The sequence below is a fragment of the Nocardia huaxiensis genome (assembly GCF_013744875.1).
GTDB lineage: Bacteria > Actinomycetota > Actinomycetes > Mycobacteriales > Mycobacteriaceae > Nocardia > Nocardia huaxiensis.
Map to the genome: position 1 here is coordinate 4,640,354 of NZ_CP059399.1, position 21,170 is coordinate 4,661,523.

At 69.5% G+C, this 21,170-nt stretch carries 20 protein-coding genes; 12 read left to right on the forward strand and 8 right to left on the reverse strand.

The features are described from left to right. Positions 1-24: 24 nt before the first annotated feature. Positions 25-1,152, forward strand: coding sequence for a M24 family metallopeptidase (locus H0264_RS20910; protein ID WP_181579104.1), 1,128 nt, complete (start codon positions 25-27; stop codon positions 1,150-1,152). On the opposite strand, the gene H0264_RS20915 is transcribed toward H0264_RS20910, so the two are convergent. Together H0264_RS20915 and H0264_RS20920 are read right to left on the reverse strand one after the other, a co-directional pair. Then, the gene (locus tag H0264_RS20915; RefSeq protein ID WP_181579105.1) at positions 1,143-2,288 is read right to left on the reverse strand and encodes a serine hydrolase domain-containing protein; all 1,146 of its coding nucleotides are present in this window, start codon (positions 2,286-2,288) and stop codon (positions 1,143-1,145) included. The two genes, H0264_RS20910 and H0264_RS20915, sit on opposite strands and share 10 nt — an antisense overlap. Positions 2,289-2,407: 119 nt before the next feature. Continuing rightward, on the reverse strand, positions 2,408-2,830 hold the full coding sequence (locus H0264_RS20920; RefSeq protein WP_181579106.1) for a PPOX class F420-dependent oxidoreductase: 423 nt from the start codon (positions 2,828-2,830) through the stop codon (positions 2,408-2,410). 99 nt (positions 2,831-2,929) lie between these two features. Here H0264_RS20920 and H0264_RS20925 point away from each other — a divergent pair, with 99 nt between their 5' ends. The 9 genes from H0264_RS20925 (at position 2,930) to H0264_RS20965 (ending at position 11,004) form a co-directional block, all read left to right on the forward strand. Then, positions 2,930-3,691 carry a decaprenylphospho-beta-D-erythro-pentofuranosid-2-ulose 2-reductase gene (locus tag H0264_RS20925; protein WP_181579107.1) on the forward strand — a complete coding sequence of 254 codons (762 nt, stop codon included), beginning with the start codon at positions 2,930-2,932 and terminating at the stop codon, positions 3,689-3,691. Positions 3,692-3,765: 74 nt separating this feature from the next. Next, positions 3,766-4,980: a precorrin-6y C5,15-methyltransferase (decarboxylating) subunit CbiE gene (cbiE, locus tag H0264_RS20930; RefSeq protein ID WP_220140068.1), complete on the forward strand. Its 1,215-nt coding sequence runs from the start codon at positions 3,766-3,768 to the stop codon at positions 4,978-4,980. A 154-nt stretch (positions 4,981-5,134) separates the two neighbouring features. Next, a complete protein-coding gene (locus H0264_RS20935) occupies positions 5,135-5,743 on the forward strand; it encodes a DUF8020 domain-containing protein (protein WP_181579109.1) in 609 nt (202 codons plus the stop codon). Further along, the gene (locus tag H0264_RS20940) at positions 5,740-6,474 is read left to right on the forward strand and encodes a cobalt-precorrin-6A reductase (RefSeq protein ID WP_181585715.1); all 735 of its coding nucleotides are present in this window, start codon (positions 5,740-5,742) and stop codon (positions 6,472-6,474) included. Before H0264_RS20935 ends, H0264_RS20940 begins: the two co-directional genes overlap by 4 nt. A gap of 121 nt (positions 6,475-6,595) precedes the next feature. Continuing rightward, positions 6,596-7,294: a DUF8020 domain-containing protein gene (locus H0264_RS20945; RefSeq protein WP_181579110.1), complete on the forward strand. Its 699-nt coding sequence runs from the start codon at positions 6,596-6,598 to the stop codon at positions 7,292-7,294. Positions 7,295-7,324: 30 nt separating this feature from the next. Next, positions 7,325-8,230 (forward strand): ABC transporter ATP-binding protein, encoded by a 906-nt coding sequence (locus tag H0264_RS20950; RefSeq protein WP_181579111.1) that lies wholly within the window; start codon positions 7,325-7,327, stop codon positions 8,228-8,230. Continuing rightward, positions 8,227-9,453 carry a FecCD family ABC transporter permease gene (locus H0264_RS20955; RefSeq protein WP_244975895.1) on the forward strand — a complete coding sequence of 409 codons (1,227 nt, stop codon included), beginning with the start codon at positions 8,227-8,229 and terminating at the stop codon, positions 9,451-9,453. Before H0264_RS20950 ends, H0264_RS20955 begins: the two co-directional genes overlap by 4 nt. Positions 9,454-9,490: 37 nt before the next feature. Continuing rightward, positions 9,491-10,474 carry an ABC transporter substrate-binding protein gene (locus tag H0264_RS20960; protein WP_181579112.1) on the forward strand — a complete coding sequence of 328 codons (984 nt, stop codon included), beginning with the start codon at positions 9,491-9,493 and terminating at the stop codon, positions 10,472-10,474. Continuing rightward, positions 10,471-11,004 carry a GNAT family N-acetyltransferase gene (locus H0264_RS20965; RefSeq protein ID WP_181579113.1) on the forward strand — a complete coding sequence of 178 codons (534 nt, stop codon included), beginning with the start codon at positions 10,471-10,473 and terminating at the stop codon, positions 11,002-11,004. Before H0264_RS20960 ends, H0264_RS20965 begins: the two co-directional genes overlap by 4 nt. 4 nt (positions 11,005-11,008) lie before the next feature. Here H0264_RS20965 and H0264_RS20970 read toward each other — a convergent pair whose 3' ends face one another. From H0264_RS20970 to H0264_RS20985, 4 genes are all read right to left on the reverse strand, one after another. Then, entirely contained in the window at positions 11,009-11,557 is a 549-nt protein-coding gene (locus tag H0264_RS20970) for a PadR family transcriptional regulator (protein WP_181585717.1), read from the reverse strand. Between the two features lie 87 nt (positions 11,558-11,644). Beyond that, positions 11,645-13,183 carry a precorrin-2 C(20)-methyltransferase gene (locus tag H0264_RS20975; protein ID WP_181579114.1) on the reverse strand — a complete coding sequence of 513 codons (1,539 nt, stop codon included), beginning with the start codon at positions 13,181-13,183 and terminating at the stop codon, positions 11,645-11,647. Continuing rightward, positions 13,180-13,815 (reverse strand): precorrin-8X methylmutase, encoded by a 636-nt coding sequence (locus H0264_RS20980; RefSeq protein ID WP_181579115.1) that lies wholly within the window; start codon positions 13,813-13,815, stop codon positions 13,180-13,182. Before H0264_RS20980 ends, H0264_RS20975 begins: the two co-directional genes overlap by 4 nt. A gap of 101 nt (positions 13,816-13,916) precedes the next feature. Further along, positions 13,917-14,354 (reverse strand): Lrp/AsnC family transcriptional regulator, encoded by a 438-nt coding sequence (locus tag H0264_RS20985; RefSeq protein ID WP_181579116.1) that lies wholly within the window; start codon positions 14,352-14,354, stop codon positions 13,917-13,919. Between the two features lie 145 nt (positions 14,355-14,499). Here H0264_RS20985 and ddaH point away from each other — a divergent pair, with 145 nt between their 5' ends. Next, entirely contained in the window at positions 14,500-15,375 is an 876-nt protein-coding gene (gene ddaH / locus H0264_RS20990; RefSeq protein WP_231085886.1) for a dimethylargininase, read from the forward strand. 20 nt (positions 15,376-15,395) lie between these two features. Here ddaH and cobG read toward each other — a convergent pair whose 3' ends face one another. Together cobG and H0264_RS21000 are read right to left on the reverse strand one after the other, a co-directional pair. Then, the gene (cobG, locus tag H0264_RS20995) at positions 15,396-16,598 is read right to left on the reverse strand and encodes a precorrin-3B synthase (protein WP_181579117.1); all 1,203 of its coding nucleotides are present in this window, start codon (positions 16,596-16,598) and stop codon (positions 15,396-15,398) included. Between the two features lie 173 nt (positions 16,599-16,771). After that, entirely contained in the window at positions 16,772-17,092 is a 321-nt protein-coding gene (locus H0264_RS21000) for a hypothetical protein (RefSeq protein ID WP_181579118.1), read from the reverse strand. Positions 17,093-17,300: 208 nt separating this feature from the next. Here H0264_RS21000 and cobN point away from each other — a divergent pair, with 208 nt between their 5' ends. Further along, the gene (cobN, locus tag H0264_RS21005; protein WP_181579119.1) at positions 17,301-20,906 is read left to right on the forward strand and encodes a cobaltochelatase subunit CobN; all 3,606 of its coding nucleotides are present in this window, start codon (positions 17,301-17,303) and stop codon (positions 20,904-20,906) included. Positions 20,907-21,170 lie beyond the last annotated feature (264 nt).

Sequence of the window (21,170 nt, forward strand, 5' to 3'; positions counted from 1 at the left end):
CTCGCCGAGGTAACGTCGATGGACATGAGCTCTCATGACGAGTCACGGTTCGCGGCGGAGGTCTACGGGGCGCGATTGGAGCGGGCGGCGGAGCTGGCGCGCACCGCGCACCTCGATGCCCTGCTCATCACGCCGGGCGCGGATCTGCGGTATCTGATCGGGTCGCGGGCGCAATCCTTCGAGCGACTCACCTGCCTGGTGATCCCGGCCAGCGGCGAGACCCCGTCGGTGGTGATCCCCAAACTGGAGCTGGCCTCGCTCAAGGATTCGGCGGCGGGGGAGCTGGGTTTGCAGATCGTGGACTGGGTCGACGGCGTGGACCCGTACCGGCTGGTGCGCAATGTGCTCAATGCCGGTGCGCGCGCGGCCGTCGACGACGCCATGCCCGCCCTGCACCTGCTGCCCATCGCGGATCAGCTGGGGGCGCTGCCGGTTTCGGCGACGCCGGTGCTGCGGCAGCTGCGAATGCTCAAGGACCCCAGCGAGATCGACGCCCTGCGCCGGGCCGGTGCGGCCATCGACCGGGTGCACGCCCGGGTCGGGCAGTGGCTGCGGGCCGGGCGCACCGAGGCCGAGGTGGCGGCCGATATCGCGGCGGCCATCATCGAAGAGGGCCACACCGCAGCGGCTTTCGTGATCGTCGGCAGCGGCCCGCACGGCGCGGACCCGCATCACGAGGTCTCCGATCGCGTGATCGAGGACGGTGATGTGGTGGTCGTCGATATCGGCGGCCCGGTCGAGCCCGGCTACTACTCCGACTCGACCCGCACCTACGTGCTCGGGCAGCCGAGCCCCGAAATCGCCGAGCACTTCGCGGTTCTGGAGCGTGCGCAGGCGGCCTCCGTGGCCGCGGTGCGCCCCGGCGTGACCGCCGAATCGGTGGACGCCGCGGCGCGAGATCTGTTGACCGAAGCCGGAATCGGCGAATACTTCGTGCATCGCACCGGCCACGGCATCGGCCTGTCGGTACACGAGGAGCCCTACATCGTGTCCGGCAACGACATCGTGCTCGAGCCGGGCATGGCCTTCAGTATCGAACCGGGCGTGTACTTCCCGGGCGAATGGGGCGCCCGCATCGAGGACATCGTCGTGGTCACCGAGGACGGCTGCGAGTCCATGAACAAGCGGCCGCACGGACTCACTCAGCTCTGAGCGGCGAACCGCCAGAACTCCTCCAGCCACTCGGCGGGCACCGGACTGTCCACCGCCACCTGCGTGAGCACGACGTCGATCGCGCCGGTGGCGGGGACGTGATAGGCGGAGGTGCCGGTGCCGCCGACCCAGCCGTAGCGGCCGGGCGCATTCCACGGTCCGCGCACGGCGATATCGACCGACCCGCCACAACCCCAGCCCTGGCCGTCCAGGAAGAACCCGGCCAGGGCGCGGGAGGCGGGCGTGGTGTGATCGGTGTGCATGAGCCGTACGGATTCGGTTGACAGCAAACGCTTCCCGTCCGCGCCGACGCCGTCCGCGAGCAGCATGCGATGGAACTTCAGCACATCATCGGCGGTGCCGACCAGACCGCCGTGCCCGAGTGGCAGCGGTGGCTCGCCGGCCCACTGCCCGTCCGGGCCGTCGGCGAGCTCGAAACCCTCGGGAGTGTTCCGGTAGTAGCTCGTGAACCGTTCCCGCTTCCCCTGTGCGACAGTGAATCCGGAATCGTCCATGCCGAGCGGCTCGAAAATGCGCTGCGCGAGGAACTCCGGCAGCGACTGCCCGCAGACGCGGGTGACGAGAATCCCCTGCACCGTGGAACACGTGTCGTAGAGCCAATATTCGCCGGGCTGCCCCAACAGCGGCAGCTGTCCCAGTTCCGCCATCCACTCATCGGCCGACGGATAGCTCAGCGGTTCGCGCCCATCCCGCTGGATCGGGAAAAGCGCCCGCACAAAAGGCAATTCGGAATCGGCCGCCCAGCCCAGCCCGGCCTGCGAGGTGAGCAGATCGAACACGGTGATCGGCCGCACCGCCGCCACCACCTCGTCGAGCGGACTCGCAGGTGTCCGCAATACCCGCCGATCCGCCAGCTCCGGCAGCCACCCGTCCACCGGCTGATCCAGCGCCACCCGCCCGTCATCGACCAGCATGAGCAGCGCCGCCGCGGTAACCGGCTTGGTGAGCGAGGCGAGCCGGAAAATGGAATCCCGCCGCATGGGAGCAGAGCCGTCGGCGTGGGCCGACCCGGCGACCGCCACCTCGAGGCGATCACCACGGGCCAGCACCGCGACCGCCCCCGGCAGCACGCCCTTGCGGACGTACGCGTCCAGAAACTCTTGCAATCCGGGCATGGCCGATCCCTCCGTTGGTCATCCGGTTACTGGATAGACGTTCGGGCGCGGCCGAATTCATCGCATCGGATGCCCCGGGGAGAGGCGTTGCGTGCGGGACTCCTCAGTCACTCACTCGCTCAGTGGCCCGCGGCTGCGGGGTCCGCGCCGTCCTTCAGGGTGCTGCTGGCCAGCACCCGGCCGACCTTGATGGCGATGACCACCCGGGTCGGGTTCTCCCGCGGCTGCCGGTAGCGCCCGGCATACCGCTGCACGGCATCGGCCACCGAATCCGCGTCGTCGAGCACCTCGGCCGGCCCTTCGAGGGTGAGCCAGCGGATCCCGTCGACCTGGCTCACCGCGGCGTACCCGGATCGCCGCACATTGCGCACCTTCACCGATCCGTCATTGGTGATGATGCGGGCGATCCCCGCTTCCGGATCCCAGGTGAACCCGACCGCCACCACATGCGGGGTGCCGTTCGCGCGCAGGGTGGTGAGCGTGGCCAGATGCCGCTCGGCGACGAATTCGAGGGCGGCGGGCGAGAGTTCGGTGCTCGTCATGCCCACGACGCTAGCAATGCGCCGGGACAGGCTGCTCGGTACGTTGCGGCGGCGGGACAGCGCACATCGTGCGGACCGCCGAATGGCAGGATGTCGGGCATGGGATTGGGATCGCGGGATGTCGACGCGGGCGTTGTGCTGCTGCTCGGTGGGCGCAGTGAGATCGGGCTGGAAGTCGTGCGGCGGCTCGCGGCCGGACGGGTGGTGATCCTGGCGGCGCGGCGCAGCGGGGACCTCGCTGCGCAGCGGGCGGAGCTCGAGGCGGCCGGGGCGAGCGCGGTGCACGCCGTCGAGTTCGACGCGGATGATCTCGCGGCGCATCAGCCGATGCTGGAGAAGATCGTCGCCGAGCACGGGCGGATCGGGGTGGCGGTGCTCGCGTTCGGGGTGCTGGGCGATCAGGCGCGGGCGGAACAGGATCCGGCGCATGCGGTGGCCGTGGTGCAGACCGACTATGTGGCGCAGGTGAATGTGCTGACCAGCCTGGCGAATCTGCTGCGCGCGCAGGGGGACGGGCAGATCGTGGTGTTCAGTTCCATTGCGGGCGTGCGGGTTCGGCGCGCCAACTACGTGTACGGGTCCGCCAAGGCCGGGTTGGACGGCTTCGCGTCCGGCTTGCAGGATGCGTTGCACGGCAGTGGCGTTCACCTGCTGCTGGTGCGGTCCGGATTCGTCATCGGCCGCATGACCGAGGGCATGGATCCGGCCCCGCTGTCGAGCACGCCCGGTCAGGTCGCCGACGGTGTGGTGTCCGGTCTGCGGCGACGTACCCGGGTGGTGGTGGTGCCGGGCGCGCTGCGGCTGATGTTCATTGCCATGCGGCTTGTACCGCAACCGATTTGGCGTCGGATGCCGCGATGACCGACGCGCCGGGCGGCACGGCGGGCCCGAGCCCGGAGGTGGCGCAGGACGCCGCGCATCCGGTCCGCTGGCCTGTGGATTCGCCGATTGCCGTGATCGGCATCGGCGCGGACGGCTGGGACGGGCTCGGCGGCCCGGCCCGGCGCGAGCTCGGGGCCGCCGAGGTGCTGCTCGGCTCCGGTCGGCAATTGGCTCTCGTGCCCGTGCCCGAGTGTGGTGCGGAGCGCGTGTCCTGGCCGTCCCCGCTGGTCCCCGCCCTCCGCGGCCTGCTGGAAGACTTCCGGGGCAAGCGAATTGCCGTCCTGGCCAGCGGCGACCCCATGTTCTTCGGCATCGGCGCGACCCTGGCCCGACTGGTGGGCGCGCCGGCGCTGCGCGTCCTGCCGCAGCCGTCGTCGGCTTCGCTGGCCTGTGCTCGGCTGGGCTGGCCGCTGGCCGAGACGCCGGTGGTGAGCGCGGTGGGGCGGCGACTGGAAACCGTGCTGCCCGAATTGTCGGACGGGCGGCGTCTTCTCGTGCTGAGCGAGGATGAGCACACCCCCGCCCGGCTGTCGGATCTCTTGGTGCGCAATGGCTTCGGGGACTCCGCCATGACCGTGCTGGAGCAGCTGGGCGGCCCGGCCGAGCGGGTCGCGGCGGGTGTGGCGGCCGGCTGGAATCTGCCGCCCGGCGATGCGCTCAATATCGTCGCCCTGGACTGCGTCGCCGATCCGGATGCTCGCCGTCTGACCCGTCTGCCGGGCCTCCCGGACGCGGCCTACACCGGTGACGGTCAGCTCACCAAGTACGAGATCCGCACCCTCACGGTCGCCGCGCTGGCCCCCGCCCCCGGTGAACTGCTGTGGGATGTGGGCGGCGGTTCCGGCACCATCGCCATCGAATGGTGCCGCACCCATTCGGCCTGCCGTGCGGTCACATTCGAACGGCTCGAATCCCGCCGCTTGCAGATCACGGCGAATGCGACGGCCCTCGGTGTGCCGGGAATCGATGTGCGCGGCGCCGCTCCCGGCGCATTCGGCGATCTTCCCGCCCCCGATGCGATATTCATCGGCGGTGGCCTTACCCAGCACGCGATGTTCGAATCCTGTTGGGCGCGATTGCGCCACGGCGGCCGGTTGGTCGCCAATGCCGTCACCGCCGAATCGGAGGCCCTGCTGACCGCGCTGGCCGCCGATCACGGCGGTACGCTGCGCCGATACCAGATCTACCGGGCCGAACCGCTGGGCGGATTCACCTCGTGGCGGCCGCAATTGCCGGTGACGCAATGGGTGGTCGTGAAATCGCGGTGATTAGACCGGTCGGCCCGATGTGTTTTCGGGCCTTTCCTCGTGAAAGGCTCGAATGCGCCGCCCCCTCACAGTGAAACACGCATACGTCAACAGGTAGGGTCTGGACCCATCCTGGCTGCTGCCGGGTTTGTTTACTAGCTGTATTGGGAGATCCATGAGGTACACGAAGTTCGCGTCCACCGCCTTCCTCGCCGCCGCCGCGACCAGCATTGCCGCGGGCACCGCGAATGCCGCGCCGGTGGAGCAGGCTCCGGCCGGTCAGGTCGCGCCGCAGGTGCAGGGACAGGATCGGGGCGTCGGCTACTCGGTGAAGCTGGCCGAGGCGGGCGATGCCATTGTCACGCAGGTCACCGGCGGCGCGTTCAGCCTGAATGCCGACGGTAAGGGCGTCACCCTGACCAATGACGCCGGGCAGGTCGTGGCCGAGGTGCCGCTGCTCGGTCAGACCGCCCAGGCGGGTGCGCGGGAAGTCGCCCTCACCGCCACCATCGGCGAGGATGGCCGGCAGTTGGCGCTGGCGCCCGCGGCCAGCGAGGTGTCGGGCGCGCAGGCCATCTCGTCGCAGCAGTGGTTCTTCGCCGAGTTGCAGCGGGCGTCGCTGGGTGCGGCGGTCGGCGCGGTCATCGGTGGCGCGATCGGGCTGCTCGGGTTCATCGTCTCCGCGGTTCCGGGCGCGATCATCGGGGCGGGCATCGGCCTGCTGGTGGCCGGTGGGCAGCCGCTGATCGACTCGGGTATCGCCTACTTCAGTGGGCAGCCCTGAAGATTCTGATTCTCGGCGGCACCCGGGAAGCCCGGAACCTCGCCGATATCGCTTCCGGCGAGCGAGGATTCGACATCGTCTCCTCGCTCGCCGGTCGTGTGCGCGAACCCGTGCTGCCGGTTGGCGAGGTCCGGATCGGGGGCTTCGGGGGAGTGTCCGGATTGCGGGATTGGCTGGCGGACAATGGGATCGACGTCGTGATCGATGCCACCCATCCCTTCGCCGGAGGCATCAGCGCCAATGCCGCGGCAGCCGCGGCACGGTCAGGGCTGCCGGTGCTGCACGTGCGCCGGCCCGGGTGGACCGAGCGGGCGGGAGACCGCTGGATCCGCGTGCCGGATCTGGCCGCGGCGGCGGAACGGCTTGCCGGACTGGGAGATCGGGTCTTCCTCACCATCGGCCGTCAAGGGGTGGCCGCCTTCGCGGCATCGGATGCCTGGTTCCTGATCCGCGCCATCGACCCGCCCGCGGCCGCGATGCCCGCGCGTGCCGAATTGCTGCTGGCGCGTGGGCCTTTCAGTGTCGCCGAGGAATCGGCCCTGCTCGCCGGCCGCCGCATCGACGTGCTGGTGACCAAGGACAGCGGGGGAGCGCTGACCGAGGCCAAACTGACCGCCGCGCGGGCTCTCGCGCTGCCGGTGGTCATGATCGACCGCCCGCCCCTGCCGGAGGGTGCGGAAGTCGTGGATTCTGTTGCCGCAGCCATGATTTGGCTGCGCTCGCACATCTGACATCCTCTCTGTCCCGTCCTGGGGCACATCCATGTTAATCGTTAATGAAAACGATTTGCAATAATCTGGCGCTCGATCGTATGCTCTGGCCCCCAGCCGTTCTCGATTGAGGTTCACAAGCATGTCGATGAGGAAATCCGCTACCGTCGCCGCCCTGACCCTGTCCGCGGTGTGCGCCGCCTCGGGCGCGCTCGCCCACGCGCAGCCGGCGGGCGATGCGCCGATCAACTACGCCGCGACCGTCTCGGAGCGGTCGCTGACCATTCGCACCGATGCGGGATCGCTGGTGTCGGAGAACGGCGTGTTCACCATCCGGGCGGCCGACGGCACCGTGCTCGGCGGCACCGAATTGTCCTTCCGCGTCGACGATTTCGTCTTCCCCATCGCCGCGGAGATCTCCGGCAACACCGCCACCCTGACCCCGCAGCTCGACCCCGCCCACGCGGTGTACCGGCCGGTGGCGCTGCCGTACGAGAATCAGGCCCCCTGGAAGTCGGAGTACGACCGCGAGGTCGCCGCGTGGAGCCGCATGACCAGCACCATCAGCATGGGCGCGAGCATCGGCACCCTGGTCGGCGGGATCGGCGGGGCGGCCGTCGGCTGCCTGATCGGCGGAGCCACCCTCGGGGCGGTGACCGGAACCCTCACCGCCATGTTCGGCGCGCTGGGCGGCGCGGCGGTGGGCTGCATCGTCGGCATGAGCGTCGTCGGCTTCCTCGGCACCCTGGCCGGGCAGATCTTCGTGACCGCACCGGTGGCCGTGCTGGCCGCCGCGCAGTACTTCACCACCATCAATTCCCCCATGCCGCAGACGAAGTGAGGGCCGAGCGGCCGAGGGACGGGTAGCACCATGATCACAGTGCACGATGTCGGCTTCGACTACGACGGCAAGGCCGTCCTCGCCGAGATCGGACTGCTGGCGGAAAACGGTACGACCGTGGGGCTCATCGGCCCGAACGGTTCCGGCAAATCGACGCTGCTGCGCGTGATCCACCGCGCACTGCGTCCACGGGCCGGATCGGTGCTCATCGACGACACCCCGGTCACCGAGCTGCGTGGCCGCCGCCTGGCGGCCCACCTGGCGGTGGTGACCCAGGACGCGCCGACGGACGCCCCGATCACCGTCACCGATATGGTGCTGCTCGGCCGCTCACCCTGGGCGAGTGCCTTCCAGGGCTACTCACACGCCGACTACACCACGGCCGCAACGGCTTTGGCTCGCGTCGGCGCGCGGCATCTCGCCGACCGCCCGTTCGCCGCCCTCTCGGGCGGCGAACGCCAGCGGGTCCTCATCGCGCGCGCCCTCGCCCAGCAGGCCGCCCACCTGCTGCTCGACGAGCCCACCAACCACCTCGACATCCACTATCAGCACGAACTCCTGAGCCTGGTGCGCGGGCTCGACGTCACCACGCTCGTCGTCCTGCACGACCTGAATCTCGCTGCCCGCTACTGCGATTCACTGATCCTGCTCGACGGCGGGCGCATTGCGGCCGCGGGCAGCGTCGCCGAGGTCCTCACCCCCGAGGTTCTCGAACCCGTCTACCGCGTCCGCGTCGAACGGCATCACGCGCTCGGCGCATTGCATCTGATATTCGGGCCCAAGGGAATTCAGGGCCGTGACACCGGAGATCCGTCCCCGGTGAGCCTGGACGGACGGGCGGTGACCGGCGGCCCGGCGGTCGTCCCCGACCCGCTCGTACCCGATGGTCCCGGGAACCTGTCCCCGGCCATGCCCGAAAGGCCAGTGCACCCATGACAATCGCGCGAAAGCAGGCCGGGCACGTCGATCACCTGCGCGCCGCGTCGACGTCCGGTGAGTTCCCGGCGGCGGTCGTGCGGTCGCCGGTCGGGGAGCCCGGAGAGCATCCTGGCACCGTGGGGCCGCCCGGGAGTAGGACGGAGGCCACTGGCGAATCCGCGGGCACGGCAGCCGATGACTTGAACCGTGGCAGAACCCGCCGGGCCACCGTGCTGGCGATGTGCGGACTGGGTGCCGCGCTGTTCGCGGTGATCATCGCCGCGACGGGGCTCGGTCCGGTGCTGGTGCCGCCGATGACGGTGGCGCGCATCATCTCTCACCATGTGCTCGGGTTGCCCGCCGCGCCGGAGTGGTCCGCCGCGCAGGAGGCCATCGTGTGGCGGGTGCGGGTGCCGCGCGTGCTGCTGGGCGCGCTGGTGGGGGCGACGCTGGCGGTGGCCGGGGCGGTGCTGCAGACCGTGGTGCGCAATGTGCTGGCCGACCCGCACCTCATCGGCGTCACCTCGGGCGCATCGACCGGAGCGGCGGTCTCGCTGTTGTTCGGGGTCGGTGCGGGCGGAATGCTCACGGCGAGTGCGTTTCTCGGCGGGCTCGCGGCCACCGCGCTGGTGTTCGTCATCGCCCGGCTCAATGGCCGGTTGACCGCGCTGCGGCTGCTGCTGGGCGGCGTGACCATCGGCTACCTGTTCTCGGCCGCGACCAGCTTCCTGATCTTCGCCTCCGATTCGCCGGAAGGCGCTCGGGCCGTGCTGTTCTGGCTGCTGGGTTCGCTCGGTTCGGCGGCCTGGCCGGCGGTGGCGTCGACCGCGCTGGTGTCGCTGGGCTGTCTGGTGGTGCTGTTCCTGCTGGCCACCCGCCTCGACGCGCTCGCGGTCGGCGACGACACCGCGCGCACCCTGGGTGTGGATCCCATGCGGCTGCGCGCACTGACCCTGGCCCTGGTGGCGCTGGCGGTCGACGCGGCGGTGGCGGTGGCGGGTGCGATCGGGTTCGTCGGCCTGATCGTCCCGCACGTGGCGCGGCTGGCGGTCGGGGCCGCGCATCGACGGCTGCTGCCCGCGTCGGCGCTGCTCGGCGCGATCTTCCTGGTCGCGGCGGATGTGCTGGCGCGCATGGCCTTCGCGCCCCGGGAACTGCCGCTGGGCATTGTCACCGCCGTGGTGGGCGCGCCCCTGCTCCTGCTGCTCATCCGGCGGTATCGCACCGCCGAAATCTCCTAGCTTTCACGACTTTTCGCCGAAGGGAATTCGACCAACCATGACCACACGTCGGCCATACCGCGCCCGCCATACGGGGCTGATCGCGGCGGTGATGCTCACCTCCGCGACGATGACCGCCTGCGGTGGCTCGGCCGCGACCGATACCGGCGCTGCGGCGCACGGGTTTCCGCTCACCATCTCGAGTTGCGGCAAGGATGTCACCTTCACGACGCCGCCGAAGCGTGCGGTCACGGTGGGCTCCATCGCCGCCCCGCTCATCGCCGCAGCCGGTGCGGCCGACCGGGTGGTGACGCGCACCTTCGAAACCGCGCCGTTCCCAGGGCAATACGCGGACGCACTGCGCAACGCCGAGATCATCGCGCCCACAGCGGAACTCGCGCGTGAAGAGATCATCAGCCGGACACCGGACGTGGTGGTGAGCTTCGAAGGAGCGGCCGTCAAGCCCGAGGATCTGGCCGCCGCCAATATTCCGCTGCTCATCACCCGCGGCTACTGCAAGGACGCGGCCGGAACCTTCGACGACGTCTTCGCCGATATCGAGTTGTACGGCAAGCTCTTCGGCACCGAGCAGGTCGCCAAGGACAATGCGGCCGCCCTGCGGTCCCGCGTGACCGCCGTGACGGATCGGCATCCGGCCGGTGCCCGCCAGCGCCCGGCCGCCGCGCTGATCCTGTCCCGCGACGGCTCCACCCTCAACGCCTACGGCAGCACCAGTACCGTGCACCACCAGATGCGCCTGCTGGGTCTGGACAATGTCTTCGGCGATGTCGCCAAGCGCAGTTTCCAGGCCAATACCGAGACGCTCATCGCGCGGAACCCGGAGGTGATCATCCTGCTGACCCAGGGTGATCAGACCCCCGAGTCGGCCCGCGCCGCGCTGCGCGCCCGCGCGGAACTCGGTTCCGTGCAGGCCATTTCGGCGGACCGGCTGATTGTCGTCCCGTTCGGGTACACCGGACCCGGACCGGTCGCCGTCGAGGGCCTGGAGGTCCTGGACTCGAAGCTGGGGGCGCTCGGATGACCTCCACCCGCCTCGGCTACCTGGTCCGTGAGGCCCGCGCCGCCGATATGCCCGGCGCCCGCAGTGTCATGCTGGACACCTTCTATCGCGTCTTCGGCTACGGCTATATGCCCGAACACCACGATGACGTGATCCATCCGGCCGCCGCCTATCTCGGCAACCCGCGCCAGCGGCTCTGGATCGCCGAGCATGAGGGAGAAGTGGTGGCCACCACCGCGATTCGCGCCCGCGGCCCCCGGCACCCACCGCACCCGCAGTGGCTGGTCGACCGCTACCCGGACGCCACGACCGCCCAGCTGTTCCGGGTCTACGTTCGTCCCGAGCATCAGCGGCAGGGCCTGGCCTCCGAATTGGTCCGGCACGCCATCGAATTCGTGCGCTGCGCCGCCGACTTCGACCGCCTGTACCTGCACACCGACACCAGAACCCCGGGCGCACTGGAGTTCTGGCAGACCTTCGGCGCCATCGTCCACGACGGTCGCGGCCCGGAGACGGTCTATCAGACCGTGCACCTGGAGATTCCGCTGTAGCGGGTCAGCTCAACCGGCTGGATTCGGACAGCAGTTCGGGCAGCCGGTCGAACCACTCCAGCACCGCCCGCTCGTATCGGATGCCGAAATCCAGGGTGGCCCGCTCGAACGGCGACATGCGCTGTTCGTCATGCCCGGACAGGTATCCGGCCAGCCGTTGTTCGTGGATGCCGCGATTGGCCGCGATGATCCGGTCCAGCCGATCGCGCTCCACGAACTCGCCGAACGACAGTGTGAGAAGCAGTGGCACGCGGATGGTTTCGGCCCCGGGATCGCGAGCGATCCACTCCGCGAAGGCGTCCCGGCCGTCCTCGGTGATGCGGTACGGGGTGCGGTCGCGCGCGCCGGTCTCGCCCTTCTCGACCAGGCCGTGCTGGTGCATGGTGGCGAGTTCGCGGTAGACCTGGCTCTGGGTGATGGTCCAGAAGTCGCCGATGCGGTCCTGGGCGAGCGCCACCAGATCCCACCCGGACATATCGCCCTGATGCAGGAATCCGAGTAGGGACGCGGCCGTCGAATTGAGCGGGCGTCGCGGCTTGTCGTCTGTCACCAGCACTCCCTTCGAACCGAGCTTCCGGTGTGGCCGGGACGCGGTGGCTACCCGCGTACCGACCACACCGCTATGTTCCACATTGGAATATTAGTCGGTGTAGCGGCGGGAGGTGAACACCCGCGGCCCGCCCGCCGCGTCGAACACCGTGGTGGTCGACGCGCCCACAATGAGCAGCGTGCGCATATCCACCTCGGCCGGGTCCAGCTCACCGAGCGCGACCACCCGCACCGACTCGGACGGCCCGCCCACATCGCGGCCCAGCACCACCGGCGTATCCGGCTTGCGATGCTCGAGCACCAGATCCCGCATGGCCGCGACCTGCCAGCGCCGCTGCGAGGACGCCGGGTTGTAGACGGCGAAGGCCATATCCGCGGCGGCGACCGCGGCGATCCGCTTGGCCACCACCTCCCACGGCTTGAGCCGATCCGACAGCGAGATCATGGCGAAGTCGTGCCCCAGCGGCGCGCCGATCCGGCTGGCCACCGCGCTCGCCGCGGTCATCCCCGGCAGCACCCGCACCGGCACCTCCCGCCACTGCGGATCGGCCGACTCCTCGATCACCGCCGCCGCCATGGCGAACACACCCGGATCCCCGGACGACACCACGACCACCCGCGCACCCTGCTTGGCCAGATCCAAAGCCATTGCGGCGCGCTCGGATTCGACCTTGTTGTCGCTGGCATGACGACGCTGCCCGGCGCGCACCGGCACGCGATTCACGTAGGTGGTGTAGCCGACGATATCGGTAGCCTCGGTGAGCGCGCGGCTCACCTCCGGCGTGGTCCAGTCGGGATCGCCCGGGCCCAGCCCGAGCACGACGACCTCGCCGACCGGGCGGGACTCGGTGGTGGCTGTCGTCGCGGCCTGTGCGGCCGGTGTCGCGTTCTCGGACAGGGGGATTCGGGTGGCCGGTTCCGGTCCGGGAACCAGCGTGATCGCGAAGTAGGGCACATCCGCGTCGGAGACGTCGGCGGCGCGCAGCACGCGCTGACGGCCGGTGCTCGCGCGCTCGACGTAGTACGCGCCATCGAGCCGGCCCGAGTCGGTCAGTGCCTGGCGCACACCGGGATAGGTGCGCCCGAGCTTCATGATGGCGGCCGCGCCGGTATCGCGCAGCCGGCGGGTCAGCTCCTCGGCGGGCAGCGTGCCGGGCAGCACGGTGAGCACCTGATCGCCTTCGACCAGTGGTGTCCCCAGCGCGGCCGAGGCGGCGCTCACCGAGGTGACGCCCGGAATGATCTCGGTCTCGAACCGATCGGCCAGCCGCCGGTGCATGTGCATGAAGGAGCTGTAGAACAGCGGATCACCCGCGGCCAGCAGCGCCACCGAGCGCCCGGCGGCCAGATGCCCGGCGAGCAGAGCCGCTGCGCTCTCATAGAATTCGTCGATCGCGCCCTGATATCCGCCGGGATGGTCGGTGGTCTCGGTGGTGACCGGGTAGACCAGATGCTCTTCGAGCTGGCCCTCGCGCATATAGGGCGCGGCGATCCCGCGTGAGATGCTGCGCCCGTGCTTGGCGCTGTGGAAGGCGATCACATCGGCTTCGCCGATCACCCGCGCCGCCTTGACGGTCACCAGTTCCGGGTCGCCGGGTCCGAGCCCGACGCCCCACAGCTTGCCGCTCATTCGACTTCGCTCGCAATCGCATTCAGTGCCGCGGCGGTGATGGCGCTGCCGCCGCGCCGCCCGTGCACGGTCAGGTATTCGACGCCGCCGTACTCGGCGAGGGCCTGCTTGGATTCGGCCGCGCCGATGAAGCCCACCGGAATCCCGAGAATGGCCGCCGGGCGCGGCGCGCCCGCGTCGAGCATGTCCAGCAGATGGAACAGCGCGGTGGGCGCATTGCCGATCGCCACCACCGCACCGTCCAGTCGGTCACGCCAAAGCTCCAGCGCCGCAGCCGATCTGGTGTTGTTCATGGATGCCGCCAGCTCGGGCACGCGCGGATCGCCGAGCAGGCACAGCACCTCGTTGCCGGCGGGCAGCCGCTTGCGGGTCACGCCCGAGGCCACCATGTTCGCGTCGCACAGAATCGGCGCACCGGCCCGCAGCGCCGCCCGGGCCTTGACCACCACATCGTCGCTGAACCCGATATCGCCCGCCAGATCCACCTGCCCGCAGGCGTGGATCATGCGCACCACCACCTGCGACACCTCCGCGGGGAAGCGCGCCAGATCCGCTTCGGCGCGAATGGTCGCGAACGAGCGCCGATAGATCTCGGCCCCGTCGGTGAGGTAGCTGGTACGCACGTCGGACATGCGCTCCACCCTATGGTTCGCCCTCGCGCGACCCGGGAGCGGGTAGTGCCGCGGGTCACCCGGACAGCGGGCGAGCCTGCCTGATCAGCGGTGTCGGCGCGTCAGGTGCGCGGCCGTTCCAGCAGCCGGGACATGACGATGCTGCTGCGGGTGCGCCCGACCCGGGCGTTCTCCCGGATCTTCTCCACGGTCGATTCGATCTCGGCCATATCGGTGGCCATGACGTGCACGAGCGCGTCGGCCTCCCCGGCAATGGTCCACACGCCGACCACCTGCGGGATGGGCTCGAGCCCCCGGCGCAGTTCGGCGGGGGAGATATTGTCCCGGTAGAAGACCTCGACATAAGCCTCGGTGCGCCAGCCGAGCGCGGCCGGGCTGACCTGTGCGGTGAAGCCGGTGATCTGCCCGCCCGCGACCATCTTGTCCACCCGGCGTTTCACCGCCGGCGCGGACAGCCCGACCACCGCGCCGATGTCCTGAAACGACGCGCGCGCGTTCTTGAGCAAATGGGCCAGAATGCGCCGATCGAGGTCGTCCACGGTCACTCCTCCGCTGGAACGCAACGAATCGCCGCGTAGATCCAAGATCGCGCAACGAATCGCTATTTTCAGCGCAACACTACGCCATTTACCTTCGTGTCAGGTCTATCCCGCTCCACCCGCGCCGATCTCCCAGGAGCCCCCAGTGACGTCCGTAGCCACGCTGCGCGCCCCGGAACCGGCCGGCGCCCGCCGCCCCACCCCGCGCCGGTTCCTGATGTGCCGACCCGACCATTTCGAGGTCAGTTACGCCATCAATCCATGGATGGACATCTCCGATCCGGTGGATCGCGATCTGGCCCTGGCGCAATGGGACACCCTGCGCGCCACCTATGAGCGCTACGGTCACCACGTCGAGGTCATCGAGGGCATCCCCGGTCTGCCGGACATGGTCTTCGCCGCCAATGGCGGTGTGGTGATCGGAGATCGAGCACTCTCGGCCCGCTTCGCCAACCCCGAGCGCGCGGCCGAAGGTCCCGCCTACCACGAATGGCTCGACGAACAGGGCTTCTCCCAGGTGCAGGCGGCACGCGAAATCAACGAGGGCGAAGGCGATTTCGCGGTAGCGGGCGATCGCATCCTGGCGGGCACCGGCTTCCGCACCTCCCGCGACGCGCACCGCGAGGCCGAGGAATTCTTCGAATTGCCGGTCGTCTCACTGGATCTCATCGACGAGCGCTTCTACCACCTGGACACCGCGCTCATGGTGCTCGGCGACACCATCGCCTACTACCCGGCCGCCTTCAGCGGCGAGAGCGCCCGCGTCCTCGCCGCCATGTACCCCGACGCCATCCTCGTCACCGAGGCGGACGCGGAAGTCCTGGGCCTCAACGGCGTCTGCGACGGCTACCACGTCTTCCTCAGCGACCGCGCCACCACTCTCCCGGGCCAGTTGCGCGAACGCGGCTACGAGCCCATCGGCGTCGACCTGTCCGAGCTGCTGAAGTCCGGCGGCAGCGTGAAGTGTTGCACCATGGAATTCCACAGGAGTGCAACGGAATCCACCGCCCTGGCGGGATGATCGGCCCCCGGGGCGGTGGTTCAGGCGGAGGGCGTGATGCGGTAGCCGTCGGTGGTGGCGATGACGTCGGTTACCGCACCGCGTGGGCGGCCGCAACGGCGGTCGCAGCCGGACCAGTGCTGGCGTCCGGCGGCCACGATCTCGTCGGCGTCGAGGCCGTCCATCGCGGATTGTGCTGTGCCGGTGGGGATTACGCGCCCGGATTCGACGGCCGAGGCCACGTCGGCGCGCACATCGGTGAGTGATTTGGCGCAGCCGGGCAGGCCGGCGCAGGCACTGACCTGCAGCCAGGGTGAGTTCGCGTCGAAGATCAGGCCCATGGGGGCGAGTACCCGCACCACCTGTTCGGCGGTCCATTCGTCCATGTCGGTGAGAACGACACTGCGCCACGGGGTGACGAACAAGGGGCGTTCGACGGCGGCGAGGAATTCGGCGACGCGGGCGGGCAGCGAGCCGAGCCGTACACCCGCGCCCAGGGCGACCAGGTCGTCGGCCTGGTTCAGCCAGCCGATCGGAATGTCTTGGCGTGCGGGCAATTCCAGTGGTTCGCCGCTGGTGTCGAGACCGGTGCGGGTGCTCAGCAGATGGTCGGTGAGGCGTGCCTGCCCGTCCGGCACCTCGTGCAGCCGCCACTGCTCGCCGCGCAGATCGAGGAAGCCGTGCGCGGCCGCGAGCATGAGATCGACGGCCTCGGCGGCCGGCACCCGCACCCCGGAATCACCTCCGGCGAGCACCAGCGCATAGGTGTTCTCGTCCACCGCGTGGACGCCGATATCCCCGTGCAGCGCGCTCACATCGCCGCGACCGTCATCGAGGGTGAACAGCACCCGCCCGGGCAGATCCGCCAGCCGCGCCGCCGCCCGCAATCCCTCGTCGAGCGCGGGCACCAGCCCCCGCACATCGGTCCAGCCGCCGACCCGCCCCGACAACGGCGACGCCACGATATTGCGCACCCGCTCGTGCGAGGCGCTCGGCAGCAGCCCGGCGGCGGTCAATCGCCCGCCCAGCGCAACCGCATCGCTGACCTGCCGCAATTGCACATTCCCGCGTGAGGTGAGCTCGATATTGCCGTCGCCCAGATCCTGCGCGGCTGCCGCCAGCGCCTGCAACTGTGCGGGCGTGAGCGCCCCACCGGGAACCCGGATGCGCGCGAGCGGCCCATCAGCGGCTTCGTGCACGCGCAGCACGCCGGGGCAGGAATCAGCCTCATTTCGGACGGTCATAGTCCTGTAAGCCTACGACCCACCCTCAAAAACTCGAGCCCAGTAACGGGGGCCGGGGGCAGAGCCCCCGATTCCGGGGGTCCGGGGGCGGAGCCCCTGGGAAAAATCCGGGGGCGGGGCCCCTGGGAAAAATACAGCCCCCGGCTCCCCTGGAAGCAGCACGGGAAACAACCTCACCCCGCGCGATGCACCTCGATGTACTTTGGCGCCCCGCGCAAACGCGCAAACGGCGGAGCCTTCTCATAGCTGTCGTTGAGCAAACTGGGCACAGCATGATGCTCGTTGTTGTCCCGGTGAATGGTCGTGCCGAGCACCGTCACTCCGAAGAGTGCGGTGGCGGCGCAGATGATGCCCGCGACCATCGCATACTGCGAATGACCACTGCCGGCGGCCGTCAAAGCCATTGCCAGCGTCGCGAAGGCAACCAGTACGCAAAAGTATCCTGACCAGGCGGCAAACCTGTTCCGCCTGACCCATCCTGGGGTGTTCGGCATACCCGCAGCGTACGCCCGGGTGCGCATCCGGGACACCCGTGCGCGGCAGCCTTTGCCGCACTGTGATGCGGGCGCGATAGCATCCGGGGGCTCGTCGGACGGAAGAAACCGGTGCAATTCCGGTGCGGTCGCGCCACTGTGAGAGTCAGACCTTCGCCGGGGAGCGCCGAACCGTGCTGGGCGCGTAACCCTAGGAAGGCTGACCCCTGTGATTGTGCTGCTGTCCACGTCCGATACCGATCTGCTGAGCGCGCGCGCCAGCGGGGCCGACTACCGGCTCGCGAATCCGGCGCGCCTGCTGCCCGCGGATCTGCCCGGCCTGCTCGAGGGCGCCGATCTGGTGATCGTGCGCATTCTCGGCGGCAAGCGGGCCTGGGAGGAGGGCCTGGAGTCGGTGCGCGCCAGCGGGATTCCCATGGTCGCGCTCGGCGGTGAGATCGCACCCGACGCCGAGCTCATGGAGACCTCGACGGTGCCCGGCGGGGTGGCGGCGGACGCGCACAACTATCTGGCCGCGGGTGGTCCGGCAAACCTGTTGCAGCTGCACAACTTCCTGTCCGACACGGTGCTGCTCACCGGGCACGGTTTCGAGCCGCCGGTGGAGCTGCCCAGCTGGGGCGAGCTGGAACGCGAGACGCGACTGGTTGCCGGGAATGCGCCGACGGTCGCGGTCGTCTACTACCGCGCCCAGAATCTGGCCGGGAACACCGCCTACATCGACGCCCTGTGCGCGGCCGTGGAAGACCAGGGGGCCAAGGCGGTTCCGCTGTACTGCGCCTCGCTGCGCACCGCCGAACCGGAGCTGCTGGCCCGCCTGCGCGAAGCCGACGCACTCATCGTGACCGTGCTCGCCGCCGGCGGCACCAAGCCCGCCACCGCCTCGGCGGGCGGCGACGACGAAGCCTGGGATGTGGGCGCGCTCGCCGAGCTGGATGTGCCCATCCTGCAGGGACTCTGCCTCACCAGCGGTCGCGCGCAGTGGGAGGCCAATGACGACGGCCTCTCGCCGCTCGATGTGGCCACGCAGGTGGCGGTGCCGGAATTCGACGGGCGCATCATCACGGTCCCGTTCTCGTTCAAGGAATTCGACGCCGACGGACTGTCGACCTATGTGCCGGATCCGGAGCGCGCGGCGCGCGTGGCCGGGATCGCGGTGCGCTACGCGCGGTTGCGCCACATTCCCGCCGAGGCCAAGAAGATCGCCATCGTGCTGTCGGCGTATCCGACCAAGCACGCCCGCATCGGTAATGCGGTGGGCCTGGACACCCCGGCCAGCGCCATCCGGCTGCTCGAGGAAATGCGTTCGGCCGGTTACGATCTGGGCGAGCGCGGGGAGATCCCGGGCCTCGAGGAGGCCGACGGCGACGCGCTGATCCACGCCCTCATCGCCGCCGGCGGTCAGGATCCGGACTGGCTGACCGCGGAACAGCTGGAAGGCAACCCGATTCGCATCGGCGCCGCCGCCTACACCGCCTGGTTCGACACCCTGCCCGAGGACTTCCGCGAATCGGTGATCGAGGCGTGGGGCCCGCCGCCGGGGGAGATGTACGTCGACCGCTCCGCCGACCCGCAGGGCGAAATCGTCATCGCCGCACTGCGATTCGGCAATGTGGTGCTGATCGTGCAGCCGCCGCGCGGCTTCGGCGAGAACCCGGTGGCCATCTACCACGACCCGGATCTGCCGCCCTCGCACCACTATCTGGCCGCCTACCGCTGGCTGGCCGCCCCCGACGGTTTCGCCGCCGACGCCATGGTGCACCTGGGCAAGCACGGCAATCTGGAATGGCTGCCCGGCAAGACCCTCGGCATGTCGGCGTCCTGCGGCACCGATGCCGCGCTCGGCGATATGCCGCTCATCTACCCGTTCCTGGTGAACGATCCGGGCGAGGGCACGCAGGCCAAGCGCCGCGCCCACGCCACCCTGGTCGATCACCTCATCCCGCCGATGGCGCGCGCCGAAACCTACGGCGACATCACGCGTTTGGAGCAGCTGCTGGATGAGCACTCCAATATCTCGGCGCTGGACCCGGGCAAGCTGCCCGCGATCCGGCAGCAGATCTGGACGCTCATGCGCGCCGCCAAGATGGACCACGACCTCGGGCTCACCGAGCGGCCCGACGAGGAATCCTTCGACGACATGCTGCTGCACGTCGACGGCTGGCTGTGCGAGATCAAGGACGTCCAGATCCGCGACGGCCTGCACGTGCTCGGCCGCGCCCCGGAAGGGGAGGCGGAGGTCGATCTGGTGCTCGCCATGCTGCGCGCCCGCCAGCTGTGGGGCGGCGAGGTCAATGTGCCCGGCCTGCGAGAAGCGCTGGGGCTCAGCGAATCCGGGGACGAGTCCCGCGAGCGCGTGGACGCCTTCGAGTCGCGCGCCCGCGAACTGGTTGCCGCGATGCAGGAGGTCGACTGGGGCGTCGACGCAATCGACGCCGTGACCGAAAACCTGGTCGGTACAGACGAATCCATCCTGGAATCCGTGCGCAAGGTCCTGGGCTTCGCGGCCACCGAGGTCGTCCCGCGCCTGCGGCAGACCGGCGTGGAGATCTCGCGAATCCTGCACGCGCTCAGTGGCGGATTCATTCCGGCCGGGCCCAGCGGTTCGCCGCTGCGCGGCCTGATCAATGTGCTGCCCACCGGCCGCAATTTCTATTCCGTGGACCCGAAGGCGGTGCCGTCGCGGCTGGCGTGGGAGACCGGTCAGGCCATGGCCGAGTCGCTGCTGGACCGGTACCGGGCCGATCACGGCGAATACCCCCGCTCCGTGGGTCTTTCGGTGTGGGGCACCTCGGCCATGCGCACCTCGGGCGACGATATCGCCGAAGTGCTCGCGCTGCTGGGTGTCCGGCCGGTATGGGACGAGGCCAGTCGCCGCGTCACCAAGCTGGAAGCGATCTCCCTCGCGGAGCTGGGCCGCCCGCGCATCGATGTGACCGTGCGCATCTCGGGCTTCTTCCGCGACGCCTTCCCGCACGTGCTGGCCCTGCTCGACGATGCCGTGCGCCTGGTGGCGGGCCTCGACGAGCCCGCCGAGTCCAACTACGTGCGCGTCCACGCCCAGGCCGACCTGGCCGAGCACGGTGACGAACGCCGGTCCACCACACGCATTTTCGGCTCCAAGCCGGGCACCTACGGCGCGGGCCTGCTGCAGCTCATCGACTCCAAGAGCTGGCGCACCGACGACGATCTGGCGCAGGTCTACACCACCTGGGGCGGCTACGCCTACGGCCGCGACCTCGACGGCGCACCGGCCGCGGACGATATGCGCACCGCCTACCGTCGAATCGCGGTGGCGGCCAAGAACACCGACACCCGCGAACACGATATCGCCGACTCCGACGACTATTTCCAGTACCACGGCGGCATGGTCGCCGCGGTGCGCGCGCTCACCGGCAAGAATCCCGAAGCCTATATCGGCGACAGCACCCGCCCGGACGCGGTGCGCACCCGCACCCTGTCGGAGGAGACCGCGCGCGTATTCCGTGCGCGCGTGGTGAATCCGCGCTGGCTCGAGGCCATGCGCCGGCACGGCTACAAGGGTGCGTTCGAAATGGCCGCCACCGTCGACTACCTGTTCGGCTACGACGCCACCACGAATGTGGTCGCCGACTGGATGTACGAAAAGCTCGCCGAGAGCTACGTTTTCGACGAGACCAATCGCAAGTTCATGGAGCAGTCGAATCCCTGGGCGCTGCACGGAATTGCGGAGCGATTGCTGGAGGCTGCCGAGCGGAAACTCTGGGAGCAGCCGGAGGCCGATACGCTGGACCGTCTGCGTCAGGTCTACCTGGAAACCGAAGGCGAACTGGAATAACCGAATTCCGCTTTTAGGGCGGCGTGTTGGATCGGACGCGCAGGACAAGGGAGGACAACCGGGACACCGGGTCTTCACTGCGCGTCCGATTAAGAGGATCATAAGAATGGTTACGGCGTCCGACTCGGGGTGACGCCGGGCAAATCCCAATCACGGTATTGGGCCGAATAATTGGAAGCGGATTCCCCGATTCGCCGCGTTCGTGGGGGCGCGTCGCAGGTGTTGACGTCATTCGCCGTAATTCGGCCGAATGCGGACTCGCTC